The sequence below is a fragment of the Micromonospora sp. NPDC005172 genome (assembly GCF_040608555.1).
Taxonomy (GTDB): domain Bacteria; phylum Actinomycetota; class Actinomycetes; order Mycobacteriales; family Micromonosporaceae; genus Micromonospora.
In genome coordinates this window covers 62,837-80,324 of sequence record NZ_JBEXIL010000022.1, presented here as the reverse complement: position 1 = coordinate 80,324, position 17,488 = coordinate 62,837, and the positions used below count along the sequence as shown (strand labels likewise).

At 73.3% G+C, this 17,488-nt stretch carries 11 protein-coding genes; 5 read left to right on the top strand and 6 right to left on the bottom strand.

Annotated elements, in window-relative coordinates:
• Positions 1-9 precede the first annotated feature (9 nt).
• The 3 genes from ABZV06_RS17390 to ABZV06_RS17380 all read right to left on the bottom strand — a co-directional run bounded on the left by ABZV06_RS17390 (position 10) and on the right by ABZV06_RS17380 (position 8,140).
• Positions 10-6,633, bottom strand: a complete 6,624-nt coding sequence (locus tag ABZV06_RS17390) for a condensation domain-containing protein (RefSeq protein WP_355622509.1) — start codon at positions 6,631-6,633, stop codon at positions 10-12.
• On the bottom strand, positions 6,630-7,445 hold the full coding sequence (locus ABZV06_RS17385) for an alpha/beta fold hydrolase (RefSeq protein ID WP_355240134.1): 816 nt from the start codon (positions 7,443-7,445) through the stop codon (positions 6,630-6,632). Before ABZV06_RS17385 ends, ABZV06_RS17390 begins: the two co-directional genes overlap by 4 nt.
• 89 nt (positions 7,446-7,534) lie before the next feature.
• A complete protein-coding gene (locus ABZV06_RS17380) occupies positions 7,535-8,140 on the bottom strand; it encodes a class I SAM-dependent methyltransferase (RefSeq protein WP_355240131.1) in 606 nt (201 codons plus the stop codon).
• Between the two features lie 124 nt (positions 8,141-8,264).
• On the opposite strand from ABZV06_RS17380, the gene ABZV06_RS17375 reads away from it, so the two are divergent.
• Together ABZV06_RS17375 and ABZV06_RS17370 are read left to right on the top strand one after the other, a co-directional pair.
• Positions 8,265-8,858, top strand: a complete 594-nt coding sequence (locus ABZV06_RS17375) for a hypothetical protein (protein ID WP_355622506.1) — start codon at positions 8,265-8,267, stop codon at positions 8,856-8,858.
• Between the two features lie 150 nt (positions 8,859-9,008).
• The gene (locus ABZV06_RS17370; RefSeq protein WP_355622503.1) at positions 9,009-12,944 is read left to right on the top strand and encodes a ThuA domain-containing protein; all 3,936 of its coding nucleotides are present in this window, start codon (positions 9,009-9,011) and stop codon (positions 12,942-12,944) included.
• A gap of 49 nt (positions 12,945-12,993) precedes the next feature.
• On the opposite strand, the gene ABZV06_RS17365 is transcribed toward ABZV06_RS17370, so the two are convergent.
• Together ABZV06_RS17365 and ABZV06_RS17360 are read right to left on the bottom strand one after the other, a co-directional pair.
• The gene (locus ABZV06_RS17365) at positions 12,994-13,410 is read right to left on the bottom strand and encodes a hypothetical protein (RefSeq protein WP_355240123.1); all 417 of its coding nucleotides are present in this window, start codon (positions 13,408-13,410) and stop codon (positions 12,994-12,996) included.
• 40 nt (positions 13,411-13,450) lie between these two features.
• The gene (locus ABZV06_RS17360; protein ID WP_355622500.1) at positions 13,451-13,915 is read right to left on the bottom strand and encodes a septum formation initiator; all 465 of its coding nucleotides are present in this window, start codon (positions 13,913-13,915) and stop codon (positions 13,451-13,453) included.
• 103 nt (positions 13,916-14,018) lie between these two features.
• On the opposite strand from ABZV06_RS17360, the gene ABZV06_RS17355 reads away from it, so the two are divergent.
• The 3 genes from ABZV06_RS17355 to ABZV06_RS17345 are packed head-to-tail and all read left to right on the top strand — an operon-like array spanning position 14,019 to position 16,580.
• Complete coding sequence (locus ABZV06_RS17355; protein ID WP_355240117.1) at positions 14,019-14,714, top strand: response regulator transcription factor; 696 nt, start codon at positions 14,019-14,021, stop codon at positions 14,712-14,714.
• Positions 14,711-15,997, top strand: a complete 1,287-nt coding sequence (locus tag ABZV06_RS17350) for a HAMP domain-containing sensor histidine kinase (protein WP_355622498.1) — start codon at positions 14,711-14,713, stop codon at positions 15,995-15,997. Before ABZV06_RS17355 ends, ABZV06_RS17350 begins: the two co-directional genes overlap by 4 nt.
• A 28-nt stretch (positions 15,998-16,025) precedes the next feature.
• On the top strand, positions 16,026-16,580 hold the full coding sequence (locus tag ABZV06_RS17345) for a DUF5872 domain-containing protein (RefSeq protein WP_355240112.1): 555 nt from the start codon (positions 16,026-16,028) through the stop codon (positions 16,578-16,580).
• Here the strand turns inward: ABZV06_RS17345 and ABZV06_RS17340 are convergent.
• Entirely contained in the window at positions 16,564-17,472 is a 909-nt protein-coding gene (locus ABZV06_RS17340; protein ID WP_355240109.1) for a LysR substrate-binding domain-containing protein, read from the bottom strand. The genes ABZV06_RS17345 and ABZV06_RS17340 overlap by 17 nt on opposite strands.
• Positions 17,473-17,488 lie beyond the last annotated feature (16 nt).

The window sequence follows — 17,488 nt, the reverse complement described above, 5'->3', positions numbered from 1 at the left end:
GGTCTCCTCCTACTGCCGTGGCGGGTGCCCGGGGCTACCGGCGAGGCGCAGCAGGCCTCGGCGGATGCCGTCGAGCAGGTTCTCAGCGGTCTCCGGCCGGAAGGCCGGAGTGGCATAGCTCAGATCGACGCGGAGCGCGGCGCCGGTGAGCGACCCCGTCACGTCGAAGGCGAAGGGCCAGTGCCCGTCGGGGTCCTCGGTCGGGCCGAACGGCGCCGCGCAGACGTCGAGGAGCTGGTTGGCCGGGGCGACGTCGTCGAAGCCGTACCCGCCCATGTAGTTGACCGCGACCGTCGGCGACGGCGTCGCGGTGAGTCGGGCGCGGACCTCGTCGTCGGGGCAGAGGTGGCGCAGCAGCGCGTACCCGATGCCGTTGTCCGGGACGCGGCCGAGCTGGCGGATCACCGAGCGGACCGAGCGGGTCGCGTCGGTGGTGGCGGGCAGTTCCAGGCGCAGCGGATAGAGCACCTGGAACCAGCCCGTCGTGCGGCTGACGTCGACGTCGTCGAAGAGCGCTTCCCGCCCGTGGCCGGTCGTGGCGACGGTGACCGCCCCGCCGGTACGCCCCGCGAGGGTGTCCACCACCGCCCACACCAGCAGGTCGCGCACGCTGGCGCGCAGCTTGCGGGCGACGGTGTGCAGGCCCCGGGTCGCGGCCTCGTCCAGGGTCACGGTGGCCAGGCCCAGGTCACCGAGGCGGAACGGCGCGGCGGTCGGCTCGTCGGCCAGCCGGCCCAGCATGCCCTCGTCGGCCTGCGCCAGCCAGAACGGCACCTGCCCGCGCAGTTCCGGCGAGCCCGCGTACGCGGCCAGTCGCCGTGCCCAGTCGCGGTACGAGGTGGTCTTGGCCGGCAGCGTCGGCTCGACACCACGTTCGAGCTGGTCACAGAGCATCTCCAGGTCGGCCAGCAGCACGCCCCGGGAGACCGCGTCGACGACGAGGTGGTGGTTGACGAGCAGCAGGCGGTCGGGCAGCTCCGGGCCGAGCCGGAAGTGCGCCACCCGGGCCAGCGGGCCTGCCGTGAGGTCCAGACCGGTCTGTGCCTCGGCGCAGTGGGCCTCGACGGCCGCCTCCCGCTCGTCGGTGGGGAGCCCGGTCAGGTCGTGGCTGACGAACGGCACGGCATCGGCCGGGTCGGCGTGGTGCTGGCGCCAGCTCCCGTCCGCCTGCCTGCCCAGGCGCAGCCGCAGCGCGTCGTGCTGGGCCACCAGTCGACGTACCGCCTCGCGTACCAGGTCGGTCGGGAGCGGCCGGGCCAGCTCGAGGTAGTAGGGGTGGTTGAACAGGGCGGGCCGGCCCATGGTGGGGGCGATGACGTCGGTGAACCAGCGCTGCGCGCCGGTCAGCGGGGCGTCGCCGTGCACCTCGCCCTGCTCGGCCCGCGGTGTCGCCGTCGCCTCCCCGAGGCTGGCGGCCAGCTCGGCGACCGTGGGGTGGCGTACGAGCTGGCGCGGGGTGATGTGGATGTCGGCTGCCGCACAACGGGCGACGAGTTGCATCGCGAGCAGCGAGTCACCGCCGGAGGCGAAGAAGTCGTCGGTGACGCCGAGCTGGTTGGTGCGCAGCAGCTCCGACCAGATCGCCACGAGCTGACGTTCCCGGTCCGTGCGCGGGGCGGCGGCCTTCCGGTCGGCCGAACGCCGGTACCCGTCGCTGACCGCGCCGCGCAGCACCGTCGCGTCGCCCAGCTCGGTGGCCACCTCGGCGAGCAGACCGGCGGGAATCCGGTCGACGGGCGCGTCGCCGTCCACGGTGGTGCCGGCGTCGAGCGACCAGAGACCCCGCAGCATCTCCACCGGCCCGACCCGATCGTCGACGGGCAGCGCCAGGGCGTCGGGCGGCGCGGGCTCGGAGGCTGGGTGCAGGAGCAGCGTGGCCGCGTCGGTGGGAGGCGTCGGGGCGTACCCGATGATCTCGGCGGTGACCAGCGCGGACAGCTCCGCGCTCTGCGGCGTCGTGGTGAGCAGCACCTCGCGCCCGGCGCGGGCCTGGGCCGCGAGCAGCCGCGCCAGCTCCGCCTGGCGGTGCGCCGGCCCGGCCGGTACGACCAGCCGGCGCAGGGCCGGGTGTCGTACCGCCCGCCGCACCAGTAGTGTCGCAGTGACCGCCGCCAGCTCCGGTGACCAGGCGTCGTCGGGCGGCTCCGGCACCCGGTAGCGCCGCGCCCACGCCTCGACCGTCACGACGTCGACGTCCGGTCGGGCCTCGGCCAGCCGGGCGGTCAGCTCGGCGAAGACGGCGTTCCACGGTGACGTGCGGTACGGCGGCGACGGCGGACAGACCGCGATCGTCAGCGCCGCCGCGCTGTGCGACCGGTGCACGTCCAGCGCCGCCAGCAGCTCGGTGCAGAAGTCGCGTAGCCCGACGATGCCCGCGCCGAGCGGACCGGGTGTCAACCGGTCCTCCCAGCGCAGGACCAGCGCGTTGCGGTCGCGCCGGCCCGTCGCCAGTCCGGCGGCCGGGTCGCGCAGCAGCCGCAGCAGCGCGCCGGGCGCGAGCTGGTCGAGGGTGTGCGGCAGGCCGAGCAGTCCGGTCCAGAAGCGGACGGTGTCCGCGAGCCGCGGAACCTCGACGGTGCCGCCGACCACCAGTCGGGGCGCGGGTGGCGCGGGCCGACGGGACGGGCGCGTACGCCGACCCGCACCGATCGGGGCGTCCGGTCGACGCACCCCGTCGTCGAGCACCGTCGCCAGCCCGCTCAGCAGCCGGACCATCCGCTCCGGGACGAACAGGTCGGCCCGGTACGCCAGGTCGGCGTGCAGGTCGTCGCCCTGCCAGGTGACGCTGAGGAAGAGGTCGAAGTCGACGCCGACGCTCGGCACGTCGACGGGCGTGGCGGCCAGCCCGGGGAACTCCGGCAGCTCGTCGGCGCCGTCGAGGACGTTGAGCACGCACTGGAACAGCGGGTGGTACGCGGCCTGCCGGGGCAGACGCAGCGCCTCCACGATGGTCGCGAACGGCAGCCCCTGGTGCCGGTACGCCTCCCGTGCCGTGCGATGGGCCCGGGTCACGAGCTGCCGGAAGGTGGGCCGTCCGGCCACGTCCACGCGCAGCGGCAGCAGGTCGGCGAAGCACCCGATCAGCGGGGCGAGTTCGGCGCGTTCCCGGCCGGCGGTGGGTGTGCCGAGCACCAGGTCCCGCTGACCGCTCTCGGCGTGCAGCAGGGCGGCGAAGCCGGCCAGCAGGACGGCGAACGGGGTGACCCCCTCCGCCCGGGCCAGCTCCCGCACGGCCGCGCCGAGCCCCGCGCCGAGCCGCTGCGCCTGGTAGCCGGCGACGTCCGAGCGCTCCTTTGGGCGGGGGTGGTCGGTGGGCAGGTCCAGCAGCAACGGCGCGTCGGCCAGCCGCTCCCGCCAGTACGCCAGGTGCGGCTCGACGGCGGTGGACGCCAGCCAGTCGCGCTGGTGCCGGGCGTAGTCGGTGAACTGCACCGGCAGCGCCGGCAGCGGCCGGTCGACGCCGGTGGCGTGGTGGGCGTACCGGTCGGCGAGCTCGTCGAGCAGGATGCTCCACGACGTGTTGTCGCAGACGATGTGGTGCATGCCGAGCAGCAGGTGCCAGCGCTGCTCGGGTAGCCGCACCAGGCGGGCCCGCACCAGCGGCCCGGTCGCCAGGTCGTACCGGTGCGCGGCCAGCTCGGCGGCCGCCCGGCGCAGGGCCCGCGCGTGCTTGGTCGCCGGCAACCCGGTCAGGTCCAGCGTCTCCAACCACGGGTCGACGTGTGGGTGTACGACGGGTTCGGGTTCGCCGTCGCGTCCCCGGAAGGTGGTCCGCAACACCTCGTGCCGGGCCAGCACGTCGTCGAACGCCCGGCGCAGCGACGTCGTGTCGAGGTCGCCGCGCAGCTCGACGGCGGCCGTGGTGTTGTGTCGGACCACGTCGTCGCCGAGCTGGTCGAGCGCCCAGAGTCGCACCTGTGCCGAGGACGCCACCGCCGGCGTACCCGCCGGGGCGGGGATGAGCGGGGCGAGCGCGGTGGCGTCCTCGTCGGCGTCCAGCACGGCGGCGAGCCCGGCCACGGTCGGGTTGGTGAACAGGGTGTAGAGCGACACCTCCCGGCCGAACTCGGCCTGCACCTGCGACAGCAGGCCGGTGGCGAGCAGCGAGTGTCCACCGAGACCGAAGAAGTCGCTCGTCACCCCGACCTGTTCGACGCCGAGCGCGGCGGCCCAGAGACCGGCGAGCCGCTCCTCGGTGGCGGTGCGGGGCGCGACGACCTCGCCGTCGGCTGCGGCGCGTACGGGGGTCGGCCGGCTCCGTTCGGCTACCGCGGCGGCGGTGCTCAGCTCCTCGACGACGTACGCGGCCCGCTCCGACCCGATCGACGTGCACAGCTCACTCGGGCCGGCGCTCGTCACCGGCGCGGGTGGGTCCAGCGCCCAGACGTGGGTGAGCAGCCGGCGCAGCTCGTCCCACCCGGCGGGGACGGCCAGCGCCAGCACGCCCGGGTGCGCCTCGCGCAGCGCCGCGACGGCCTGCGGGTCGGTGTCGAGCACCACAGTGGTGGCCGGGTCGGCGGCGGCGAGCGCTTCCGTCGAGTACGCCCGCACCTCGTGACCGGGCAGCGCGTCGGCGAGCCGGTCGAGCGGCAACCGCTCGCCGTCGACGAGCACGAGTCGGCGCGGCTGGCCGGCGAGCCGGCGCAGCTCGCGCAGGACGATCGTGCCGAGCGCCGCGAAGTACTCGCCCGTGTACGGCACGTGGCCCAGCTCGTCCGCGCGCTCGTCGCCCACCTCGCTGACCGGGTAGGCGCCGGCATGGTCGGCGGCCCAGACCGCGTGGACCCCCGGGGTACGAGCCGCCAACGCGGCCAGCCGGTCGTCGAGCCGGCCATCCCGGTCCTGCCGGCCGTCCTGGCCGTCACGTCGGGCGGCGGCGCGCGGCGACGCGGGGCAGACCACCAGCAGCAGCGGGGCGTCGGTCCGTCGCCGGTACGCCGCCACCGCCGCGTCGAGGTCGTCCATCGCCGCGTCGAGGGCCGCGTCCCCGGCCGTGTGGTCCTGGCGGCGCAGCCAGTCCTCGAACCGCAGCAGGCAGACCGTGGCGTCGGCCGTCGGCCCGGCCAGCAGGTGGGCCACCAACTGGCCGTACCCGACCAGCTCCACCGCCGCCGGTACGCGCAGAAAGCGCAGCCAGAAGTCCACCGGATCGCGCAGCGGGTCCACGGTGAACGTGGCCGCCAGGGCGACGCGGTGCCGGCGCAGCCCGGGCACCTGCGACAACGGCCGGTCCGGATCGTCCACCATGGCGCGCAGCAGCTCCGGCAGCCGCCCCACGGTCGCGGCGATCGTCTCGTCGAGATACAGGTCGGCGTTGAAGTCGACCGCGCCCTCGATCCGGTCACCGTCGACGGTCAGGCTGACGAACAGGTCGAAGTCGGTGAGGCCGCTCTCCGCCGGCACCGCACGGAACGTCACCCCAGCCGCCCGCCGCTGCCGTACGCCGCCGTCGGTCATGGTCGCCAGCACCTGGAAGAGCGGGTTCACGCTGGGGTCCCGGACCGGACGGACCTCCTCCACCACCCGCGCGTACGGGGCCTCCTGGTGGGCGTACGCCTCGCTGACCGTGCGGTGCACCCGACGGACGAGGTCACGGACGCTCGGGTCGCCGGCGGTGTCCACCCGCAGCACCAGCATGGTGGCGAAGCAGCCGATCAGCGGCTCCAGATCGGTGCTCGCCCGGCCGGCGGCCGGCATGCCGAGCAGCAGGTCCTCCTGGCCGGTGGCCTGACGCAGCAGGGCGGTCAGCCCGGCGAGGACCACCGCGTTGACGGTGGCGCCGGCGCGCCGGGCCAGTCCGGCGAGGGCGTCGGTCACCTCGGCGTCGACGGTGAACGGCAGGCTCCGGCCACGGTGCGTCTGCACCGGCGGCCGGGGGCGGTCCGGTGGCAGCGTGGACCGGGCCGGGGCCGAGGCGAGCCGTTCCCGCCAGTGCGCCAGGTGACCGGCCAGCTCCCGTTCGGCCTCCGGCTGGCGGCGGGCCGCGACGTGCGCGACGAACCGGGTGGGCAGCGCGGGCAGCCCGGCGGGCACGTCGGCGGCGAACTCGCCGTACCAGCGCACCAGCTCCTCCACGAACACACCCGCCGACCAGGCGTCGAAGACGATGTGGTGCGCGGTCACCAGCAGCAGGTGTTCGTCGGCGGCGAGGGCGACCAGCCGTACCGCGAGCAGTGGCCCGCTGGTCAGGTCGAAGCGGACCGCCGCGTGCGCCGCGATCTCCCGCTCGGCGGCGGCCTGCCGCTCCGACTCCGGCAGCGCCGTCAGGTCCAGCAGTGGCAGCGGCACGTCCAGGGCGCCCGACACCCGCTGGGTGACGACGCCGTCGACGGTGGTGAACACGATCCGCAGCGCGTCGTGCCGGGCCACCACCGCGTGGACCGCCCGGTGCAGCGCCGCGACGTCGAGGGGACCGGTGATCCGCTCGGCGAAGGGCACGTTGTAGACCGGCGTACCGGGCTCCAACCGGTCGAGGAACCAGAGCTGCTCCTGGGTGAAGGAGAGCGGGTAGTGGCTGGCGCGGCTCTCGCTGGCTCGGCCCAGGCCGGCGCGGCTCTGGCGCAGCCGCAGGGCCAGCAGCTCCCGCTGCTCGGGGGTGAGGTCGGCGAGGTCCGGGTGCAGGTCCTGGGTCATCGGGTGGCCCCTTCGACGTACGCGCGGTCGGCGGCCGGTCCACCGCCGAGCAGGCGGGACAGCGGGGGAGGCGTGTCGTGCAGGTAGAGGTGACCTCCGGGGACGACGGTCAGCGAGAAGGCGGCCGTGGTGCAGGCCGCCCAGCCGGCCACCTCGTCCGGGCTGACCAGGGGATCGTCGGCGGCCGCCACCGCGTCCACCGGCAGCGGCAGCGGCGGCACGGTCGTCGGGCGGTAGGACGCGACCACGCTCAGGTCGGCCCGCACGGTCGGCAGGATCAGTTCCAGCAGACCGGGGTCGGCGAGCACCTCGTCGGGAATGCCGCCGAGGTCGTGCAGCCAGCGGGTCAGCGCCGCGTCGTCGAGGCGGTGCGCCGTACCGAGCGGCGCGGCGTCGCGCGGCGGACGGGCCGCCGAGACCACCAGCCGCTGCGGTACCGGACCGCCCCGGGCGACCAGGCGGGCCGCCACCTCGTACCCGATCAGGCCGCCCATGCTGTGCCCGAAGATCGCGAACGGGGCCGGCACCCGCGCGACGATCGCGTCGACGAGTGGCGGCACGAGGTCGTCCATCGTGCTCAGAGGCGGGTCGGCCAGCCGACGCTCACGGCCGGGCAACTGCGCGGCCCACACCTCCACGTCGTCGCCCAGCAGGGCGGCCCACGGCCGGTACGCGCCGCCGCCGGCACCGGCGTACGGGAGGCACACGAGCCGCAGCCGGGCGGCTGGACGAGGCGCGACGCAGGTCAGCCAGGCGGTGCGGGCGTCCGAGCGGGCGGCGGTCGTCGGCGGGGATACGGGTGGTGTCGCCATGCCCGCACACGTTAGGAACGGGCCGTGAGAGCGGTCTTAGCGTCGGCTGAGCGATCCTCGTGGTGTCCGCTGCGCGCGGGCGGCTCGACTCACCCCGTCGCAGTGGCGGCGATGGCGTAGTGCGGCCGGTGCGGGCCGCCGTCGGGGCGCTCCAGGCGCTCGACCTCGGTGAAGCCGGCCCTCGTCAGCCGCTCCGAGATCTCGTCGACGGGCCAGCGGTAGGCGGTCGTGACCTTGTGGTCGAAGGCGTCGATCTCGTCGCCGGAGAAGAGACCCAGCACCAACGCTCCGGACGGGGTCAGGGCACGTCGGAATGTCGTCAGTACACCGTCGAGGCGCTCCGGGGGCAGGTGGATCAGCGAGTACCAGGCCAGGATGCCGGCGACGGAGTGGTCGGCCACGTCGAGGTCGTCCAACGACCCGAGGCGGTAGTCGCCGCCCGGGTGCGTCGCCCGCGCGTGGGCGATGAACTCGGGCACCACGTCGATGCCCGTGGCGTCGACGCCCAGCGACCGCAGATGGTCGGTGAGGTGGCCGGGGCCGCAACCCAGGTCGAGCACCGGCCCGGGGCGACCCGTCAGGTGCCGCCCGACGAAGGCGACGTCGTCGGGGTGCACCTGCTCACGGGTGCCGAACAGTTCGATGTACCGATCCGCGACCGCGCCGTACGCCTGCCGTACCTGATCCGTGCTCACCGCGCGACTATAGGAGACCACGGGGATCAGGGTTGCTCGGTGGAAGACCTGAGGCGGAAACCGGGGCCGTACCGGGGCTGCGCCCGGAGGTCATACCGCTGTGGGCGGCCAGATGATGTTGGGCATGAGACGCGCCGCATTCTTCGTGATCGCCGGGCCGGCCTGCATCGTGGGTTACGGGCTCGTACGCCTGTGGGGCAGGTCCGACGGGACGTACGGCCCCGGGTTCGACTGGCAGGCCGCGCACCTGGTCGGCCTCGCGGGCATGGTGTTGTTCGTGCCGGTGGTGCTGGCGCTGGCCGGCCTGCTGCGCCCCGGCCGGTGGCGTACGTCGGTCGTGGCCGTCACGCTGATCGGCCTGGCCGCAACGATGGTGCAGTTCGGCGCGGACATCGTCGAGGGTCTGCTGGCCGCCGACCGGGCGGAGATGTCGGCGCTCGGCGCGGACTTCAAGGACGTGCCCGGCGTCGAGGTGGTGTTCTACGACGTCGTACCGCAGCTGTTCTTCCTCGGTCTGCTCGTCCTCGCGGGCATGCTCGCGGCTCACCGGCGACTGCCGTGGTGGAGCGTCGCCCTGCTGCTCGTCGGGATCGTCCTGCCGGCCGTCACGCTCGATCTGCTGCCGCTCGGCGGTCTGTGCATGCTCGTGGCGCTCGTTCCGGCGCTGCCCGCCCTGAGCCGACACGCCACGCGGACCCACGCGGAAACCGTAATCTGATCTCACCTGCCGCAGTCGACCTGACCTGCCGAGATAACGCTCTCTCGGATAGTGCTGAAGTCCTTGACGAGGTGGTAATCGACCCGTAACGATGCATGCACACCACCACCGGCGTGATCGGCGCACGTCGTCCCCCGAAAGGACCTACCCGTGCGCAGATCCCTGAGAGCGTGGCTCGGCGCTGTGTTGAGCGCGATCCTCGTGCTGGGCGGCGTCGTCGCCACACCACCCGCGGCCAGCGCCGCCCCGTTCACCGTCCTGGTCTTCAGCAAGACCGCCGGATTCCGGCACGGGTCCATCACCCCGGGCATCACGGCGATCCAGCAGCTCGGCGCGGCCAACGGCTTCACCGTCGAGGCCACCGAGGACGCCGGCCAGTTCACCGACGCCAACCTCGCCCGGTTCGCGGCGGTGATCTGGCTGTCCACCACCGGCGACGTGCTCAACGCCGCCCAGCAGACGGCGTTCGAGCGCTACATCACCGCCGGCGGCGGGTACGTGGGCGTGCACTCCGCCTCCGACACCGAGTACGACTGGCCCTGGTACGGCGGACTCGTCGGCGCGTACTTCGCCTCGCACCCGGCCGAGCAGACCGCCACCGTCACGGTCGCCGACCAGGTGCACCCGTCCACCAAGGGCCTGCCGCAGCGGTGGAGCCGCTTCGACGAGCTGTACAACTACCGCACCAACCCCCGGGGCACCGTGCACGTGCTGGCCACCCTCGACGAGAGCACGTACACCGGCGGCAGTATGGGGTACGACCACCCGATCTCCTGGTGCCAGAACTACTCCGGCGGCCGGGCCTGGTACACCGGCCTCGGCCACACCGACGCCTCGTACACCGACACCGCCTTCCGTCAGCACCTGCTCGGTGGCATCCAGACCGCCGCCGGGGCGGTCACCGCCGACTGCGGCCCGACGGTCACCACGAACTTCCAGCAGGTGGCGCTGGCAAAGGGTGCCGCCGAGACCGGCGAGCCGATGAGCCTCACCGTCCTGCCCGACAGGGGTGTGCTGCACACCTCCCGCGACGGCGTCATCCGGCACACCGACGCCGCCGGCAACACCAAGATCGCCGGCACCCTGGCCGTCTACACCGGCGACGAGGAGGGGCTCCAGGGCATCAAGGTCGACCCCAACTTCGCCACCAACCGCTGGGTGTACGCGTACTACGCGCCTCCGTTGAGCACACCGGGCGGTGGCGCGCCGGCCGAGGGCACCCCGGCCCAGTTCGCCGTCTGGGACGGGGTCAACAGGTTGTCCCGCTTCACCGTGAACGCCGACAGCACCATCAACCTGGCCAGCGAGACGCTGATCCTCAACGTGCCGACCAGCCGGGGCATGTGCTGCCACGTCGGCGGCGACATGGACTTCGACGCGGCCGGCAACCTCTACCTGTCCACCGGTGACGACACCAACCCGTTCGACTCGGCCGGCTTCACGCCGATCGACGAGCGGGCCGGACGCAACCCGGCCTTCGACGCGCAGCGCACCGCGGGCAACAGCAACGACCTGCGCGGCAAGGTGCTGCGCATCAAGCCGAGCGCGGCCGGCGGCTACACGATCCCGGCGGGCAACATGTTCGCCCCCGGCACGGCGCGCATGCGTCCGGAGATCTATGCGATGGGGTTCCGCAACCCGTTCCGGATGAGCGTAGACAAGGCCACCGGCGTCGTCTACCTCGGTGACTACGGCCCCGACGCGGGCACCGCCGACCCGAACCGTGGGCCGGCGGGCAACGTCGAGTTCGCGCGCGTCGACCGGCCGGGCTTCTACGGCTGGCCGTACTGCACGGCCCGCAACGACGCGTACAACGACTACACGTTCCCGTCCGGGCCGTCCGGGGCGAAGTTCAACTGCGCCGGCGGACCCGTCAACAACTCGCCGAACAACACCGGCATCACCCAGCTCCCGCCGGCGATCCCGGCCTGGCTGCCGTACGGCGGCTCCGGCTCGCCGCCCGAGTTCACCGGTGGCGGCCTGTCGCCGATGGCCGGCCCGGTCTACCGGTACGACCCGAACAACACCTCGCCCGTGGCGTTCCCGCAGTACTACGACGGCACCTTCTTCGCGGGCGAGTTCGGCCGCCGCTGGATCAAGAACGTCAAGCTCGACTCCACCGGCCAGCCGTTGAAGATCAACCCGTTCCCGTGGACCGGCACCCAGGTCATGGACATGGAGTTCGGCCCCGACGGCGCGCTCTACGTGCTCGACTACGGCACCGGCTGGTTCAACGGCGACGCCAACTCCGCGCTCTACCGCATCGAGTACGCCCGTGGGGGCAGGGCGCCCGTCCCGAAGGTCACCGCCACCCCCACCAGCGGAACCGCGCCGCTGACCGTGACCTTCTCCTCGGCCGGCACCCTCGACCCGGACGGTGACCCGTTCACCTACGCGTGGGACTTCGACAACAACGGCACCACCGACTCGACCGCCGCGAACCCGAGCTTCACGTACACCACCAACGGCACCCGCAGCCCGACGCTGACCGTGCGGGACACCACCGGCAAGACCGCCACCGCGAGCGTGGTCGTCACGGTCGGCAACAGCGCCCCGGTGGTCACCGTGAACACCCCGTTGAATGGGCAGACCTTCACCTTCGGGGACGCGATCCCGTTCTCGGTCACGGTCACCGACGCCCAGGACGGCACGGTCAACTGTGCCCGGGTCAAGGTGAACTACGTGCTCGGCCACGACTCCCACGGCCACCAGCTCGGCAGCGCGCAGGGCTGCACCGGGGTCATCCAGACCTCGGCCGACGGCGAGCACGACACGGCGGCCAACATCTTCGGCATCATCGACGCCGAGTACACCGACCTGGGCGGGGGCGGCCAGCCGGCGCTGACCACGCACACCCAGGCGGTGCTGCAACCGCGGGTCCGCCAGGCCGAGCACTTCGGTGACTCGTCAGGCGTCCAGATCGTCGCCGGGGCGGCCGGGCACGGCGGGGCAGCGGTCGGCTACATCGACAACAACGACTGGATCTCGTTCCGGCCCTACAACCTGACCGGCATCCAGTCGTTCAGCGCCCGCGTCGGCGCGCCGGCCGGCGGCGGCGGGACGCTGGAACTGCGCGTCGACTCACCCACCGGACAGTTGGTCGGCTCGGCGACCGTCACCTCCACCGGCGGGTACGCCACCTTCGCCACGGTCACCGGCGGGGTCACCGCCCCGACCGGCACCCGGACGTTGTACCTGGTCTTCAAGGGCACCGGGCCGTGGTTCGACATCGACGAGTTCACCCTCTCCACCAGCCCCGGCGGGCCCGGCCCGGACCCGGACCCGGATCCCGGGACGGGCACCAACCTGGCCAAGGGCAAGCCGGCGCGGGCATCCAGCTACGAGGGCGCGTTCGTCGCCGCCAACGCGTTCGACGGGGTGGCCGGCACCCGCTGGGGCAGCAGCTTCGGCGATCCACAGTGGATTGACGTGGACCTGGGCGCCACGTACGCCCTCAGTCGGGTCAAGCTGACCTGGGAGGCGGCGTACGGCAGCGCGTACCAGATCCAGACCTCGACGGACGGCGTCACCTTCACCACGATCCGGACGGTGACCGGCGGCGACGGCGGGGTGGACGACCTGACCGGGCTCACCGGCTCCGGCCGGTACGTCCGGCTCCTCGGCACCGCCCGCGGCACGGCCTGGGGCTACTCGCTCTACGAGTTCGAGGTGTACGGAGGTACCGGCACCCCGACCGGCGGCAACCTGCTGCTGAACAAGCCGACGACGACGTCCAGCACCGAGGGTGCCGACGTCTCCGGCGCGCAAGCCGTCGACGGCAACCTCACCACCCGCTGGTCGAGCACGTTCTCCGACCCGCAGTGGATCCGCGTCGACCTGGGCAGCCCGACCGCGATCGGGCGGGTCAAGCTCGCCTGGGAGGCGGCGTACAGCAGCGCGTACCAGATCCAGACCTCCAACGACGGCACCACCTGGACCACCGTGAAGACGGTGACCGGCGCCGACGGTGGCGTGGACGAGCACAGCGGCCTCGGCGCGAACGGCCGCTACCTGCGCATCTACGGCACGGCCCGGGGGACCGGCTACGGCCATTCCCTCTGGGAGGTGGAGGCGTACACGAGCTGAACCACCACCACGACGTGGCCGGCACGAGCCTTCGTGCCGGCCACGTCCGTCAGCGGCTGGGCGTCGGCGTCGGCTGCTGCTTGACGAACGCCCACGGGGGCTCACCGAAGACGTTGGTGCACGCCGCGAGGAGCCCTTGCTGGGCGTCGGCCAGGCGGCGGTAGGCAGGCCCCTTGTCGACGGAGGGATCGTTCTGCACCCAGAGGTCGCCGGCTTCCTTGGCGGCCGCTGCGAGCTGCTTACCGGCTTCCTTGATGCCAGGGTCGGTCGCCGACACCGCTCGCGTGGCAGTGCCCATGTCATCGGGAGGGGAGGGCTCCTTCCTGGCCATGGCGCCGATCAGGCGGGCACACGCAGAGGTGGCGTACCCGTCCGAGGGTGCGGTGGGGCTGGTGGCGGGCGCGGGCGTCGCAGCAGGCGAGCAGCCTGCCAGCAGGAGAGAGGCAACGACGAGGGTACGGATCACCGCAGCAGACTAGCGATCTTGCCGCAGCACCACGAGCGGGTTAGTCCTCGGCGACGGCCACCGGTTCGGTGCCGATGCAGCGGACCTTCAACTCGTGCCGTCCGGCCGAACCCTCGAACGTGACCTCGACGTCGTCGTCCGGGCCCCGGTCCACCTCGTGCACCCGGTAACCCTGCGCGGGCGCCCACGACACCAGGCGTACCCCGTCGGCGCCGCACTCGGCCACGGCCGTGCCGCCGTCGGTGGCGAAACTGCGGCGGACCCCGGCGCTGGCGCTCGGAGCCGGGGTCGCCGTGGAAGGCCCACCCGGCGCGGCACCCACGGTGCCATTCGGCCCCGGCTCGGGCGAGGCGAGCGCCCGCTCGATGTCCGCCTCGCTGCGCACCCCGCCCGGCGTGCCGGTGATGCTCTCGCCCACCAGCCGGATCGCGCCCAACCCGATCAGGGTCGCCGCGGCGACGGTGGCCACCCACCCGGCGGCGACGAGGATCGAACGACGGCTCATGCCACCGACTATCCCCGACCCATGGTTGTCCCAGGCACATCCGGAGGCTAAGGCATGGTTAACGTGCGCCGCGCCGGAAGCGACAGCGGCTAGCCTGCCTGCTGTGGCCCGCCTGCTGCTCATCGAGGACGACCTGACGATCCGTACCCCGCTGATCCGTGCCCTGCGGGAGCGCGGCCACGCGGTCGCCGCGGCCTCGACCGCGATGGCCGGCCTGCGTGACGCGCTGGACGACCGACCCGACCTGGTGGTGCTCGACCTGGGCCTGCCCGACCTGGACGGACGCGAGCTGCTGCGGATGCTGCGCGCGGTCAGCTCGGTGCCGGTCATCGTGGCCACCGCACGCGACGACGAGACCGAGATCGTCCGGGTCCTCGACGCGGGCGCCGACGACTACGTGGTCAAGCCGTTCACCGCCGCGCAGCTCGACGCCCGTGCCCGCGCGGTGCTGCGGCGAGGTCCCGCCGGCCCCGACGCGCAGGAGGTGTCCCTCGTCGTGGGTGGTCTGCGCGTCGATCCCCGGTCCCGACAGGTCACCCTGGACGGCACGCTGGTGGAGCTGACGCCGCGCGAATTCGACCTGCTGCACCACCTGGCCGGACGGCCCGGCCAGGTGGTGACCAAACGCGAGCTGCTCACCGAGGTCTGGCAGATCCCGTACGGCGGGGCCGACAAGACCGTCGACGTGCACCTGTCCTGGCTGCGCCGCAAGCTGGGGGAGACCGCACAGCAGCCCCGCTACCTGCACACCGTGCGCGGCGTCGGCGTACGCCTCGACGCGCCCGCGGCCCAGCCGTGAGGGCCCGCCTGGCGCTGCTGGTCGCCGCGGTCAGCGTGCTCACGCTCGTCGCGTTCCTGGCGCCGCTGGCCCTGCTCGTACGCACCGTCGCCCAGGACCGGGCCACCGTACGGGCCACCGCCGACGCGCAGAGCCTCGTGCCGGTGGTCGGCACCGCCGACGCGCCGACCATCCGGCTCACCGTCGAGCAGCTCGCCGCGGAGTCCGGCCGACCGGTGAGCGTCTTCCTCCCCGACGGCACCGTGCTCGGCGCGCAGGCACCCCGTACTCCCGCGGTGGCCCTGGCCGCGCGGGGGCAGAGCCTCACCGGGGAGTCCGCGGCCGGCCGGGAGGTGGTCATCGCCGTGCAGGGCCGACCGGACGGCACCGGCGTCATCCGGATCGTGGTGCCCCGGCAGGAGCTGACCGCCGGCGTGACCCGGGCCTGGCTGGTGCTGGCACTGCTCGGCGTGGTGTTGGTGCTGATCGGGTTGGCGGTCGCCGACCGGCTGGCGCGCACGCTGGTCCGGCCGATCAGCGACCTGTCGGCCGTGTCGCACCGCCTGGCGAACGCCGAGTTGGACGCCCGGGTCGTACCCGCCGGTCCGCCCGAGCTGCGCGAGGTCGCCGGCGCGCTCAACCACCTGGCCGCCCGGATACAGGTCCTCCTGCTCCAGGAGCGGGAACAGGTAGCCGACCTGTCCCACCGGCTGCGGACACCGCTGACGGCGCTGCGGCTGGAGGCGGAGTCACTGCGCGACCCGGACGACGCGGCCCGGATCGCGGCTGCCGCCGACGGGCTCGAACGCGCGGTCACCGGGCTGATCCAGCAGGCCCGCTGGCGTCGCGCGCCGGCGCCGGGAACCGTCGCGTCCGACGCCGCGGCGATCGTCGCCGACCGGGTCGCGTTCTGGTCGGTGCTCGCCGAGGACACCGGCCGGGCCGTCCACCTCGACCTGGCCCCCGGCCCACTGACCGTCGGGGTGGCCGCCGACGATCTGACGGCCGCCGTGGACGCCCTGCTCGGCAACGTCTTCGCGCACACTCCCGACGGCACGCCGTTCACCGTGCGGCTCGCGCGGGACGACGGGGAGGTGCTGCTCGCCGTCGCGGACGAGGGCCCGGGGATGCCCGCTGGCGCTGTCCGGCGAGGTGCCAGCGCGGTCGGCTCGACCGGACTCGGCCTGGACATCGCCCGCCGTGCCGCCCAGGCCGGCGGCGGGCGGTTGGAGCTGCGGTCCGGTCCGCGTGGTGGGGCGCAGGTGCTGCTGCGACTCGGGCCGCCACCACAGCGTCAGGCATAGCCGCTGCGCTGCCGGGTAGCTGCCACCTATGGCGCGGTATACGAAACCCGAGCTCAGAGAGCAGATCAAGGAAGAAATCAAGGCCTCCGACAAGGGCGGCAAACCGGGGCAGTGGTCGGCGCGTAAGTCACAACTGGTGACACAGGAGTACAAGCGGCGCGGCGGCGGATTTCTGGGCGAAAAGGACGATCGACAGAAGGCGTTGCAGCGTTGGGGCAACGAGAAGTGGCAGACGAAGGAGGGCGACGCCCGGGCCCGCAAGGACGGCACGACGAGCCGCTACCTGCCCAAGAAGGCCTGGGACGAGATGTCCGAGAGCCAGAAGCGCGCGACCGACACCAAGAAGCGGGAGGCGTCCCGGACCGGCCGGCAGTACGTCTCCAACACCGGCCCGGCGAAGAAGGCGCGGCGCGACGCCACCACGGCCGGCCGGATGTCGGAGATGTCGGTCGCCGAAGCCAGCAAGCTCGTCCGTGGGCTCGACACGCGACAGCTCAGGACGGCGCTGCGCAACGAGCACGCCGGCAAGGACCGCAAGACCCTCGTCCAGCGGCTCGAGGCGGAACTCAACCGGCGCGGCTAGCCGTGCGCAGGTCGAAAGAACTGTCTGCGGTCCCGAAGCCCGTCGAGGTGACCCGGTCGTCATCCCGGCGGCGCAGGATGCGCACCTCGGTGGCGGCCTCGGTGCCGGTCAACGGCAGCACCGCCACCGGAGGAGGTGCCACGGCGGTGATGCTCGCCGGTGCGATGGTCACTCCGAGGCCGGCCGCGACCAGGTGCACGACCGTGGTCCAACTACCGGCTTCCTGGACGATGCGCGGCGTGTAGCCGGAGTCCAGGCACGGCCGAAGATTGCGCTGGTAGGCCCGCTCGCCGGCCACCCGTGGGATGAAGACGAACGCGTCGTCCCGCAGCACCGCGGCGTCGATCGCGCGGTCTCCCGCGTGCGGGTGGTCGGCCGGCAGGACGGCGACGAAGGACTCGGTGGCGTACGTGACGCCGACCAGGTCCTCGTGGTCGTCCGCGTCCCGAACCACGCCGAGATCGACCTCGCCGTTCAACAGCCGGTCGACGATGAGCGCCGTGTACGCCTCGTGCAGGCGTAGGTGGACGGCCGGATGACGCTCACGGAAACGACGGATCGGCCCGGCCAGTCCGAGCTGGATCGCCGAACTGACGAAGCCGATGTCGAAGCGTCCCTGTTCCCCGCGCCCGATGCGGCTCGCCTCGTGCACGTCGTCGGCTACCGAGGCCAGCACCCGCCGGCATCGGACGAGGTACGCCTCGCCGGCCGGCGTCAGCGCCACCGACCGGGAGGTGCGGACGAACAGCGGCGTACCGATCATCGCCTCGAGTTGGCGGATCTGCTGCGACAGCGGCGGCTGGGCCATCCGTAGCCGTACCGCGGCCCGGCCGAAGTGCAGCTCCTCGGCGACCGCGACGAAGTACCGCAGGTGGCGCAGCTCGGGATCCATACGTCGAGGATACGAA

What these genes read in the sequence shown, in the direction of transcription:
- ABZV06_RS17390 (WP_355622509.1), bottom strand. Translation starts at nt 6,633, where the DNA reads ATGACCCAGGACCTGCACCCGGACCTCGCCGACCTCACCCCCGAGCAG.
- ABZV06_RS17385 (WP_355240134.1), bottom strand. Translation starts at nt 7,445, where the DNA reads ATGGCGACACCACCCGTATCCCCGCCGACGACCGCCGCCCGCTCGGAC.
- ABZV06_RS17375 (WP_355622506.1), top strand. Translation starts at nt 8,265, where the DNA reads ATGAGACGCGCCGCATTCTTCGTGATCGCCGGGCCGGCCTGCATCGTG.
- ABZV06_RS17360 (WP_355622500.1), bottom strand. Translation starts at nt 13,915, where the DNA reads ATGAGCCGTCGTTCGATCCTCGTCGCCGCCGGGTGGGTGGCCACCGTC.
- ABZV06_RS17345 (WP_355240112.1), top strand. Translation starts at nt 16,026, where the DNA reads ATGGCGCGGTATACGAAACCCGAGCTCAGAGAGCAGATCAAGGAAGAA.
- ABZV06_RS17340 (WP_355240109.1), bottom strand. Translation starts at nt 17,472, where the DNA reads ATGGATCCCGAGCTGCGCCACCTGCGGTACTTCGTCGCGGTCGCCGAG.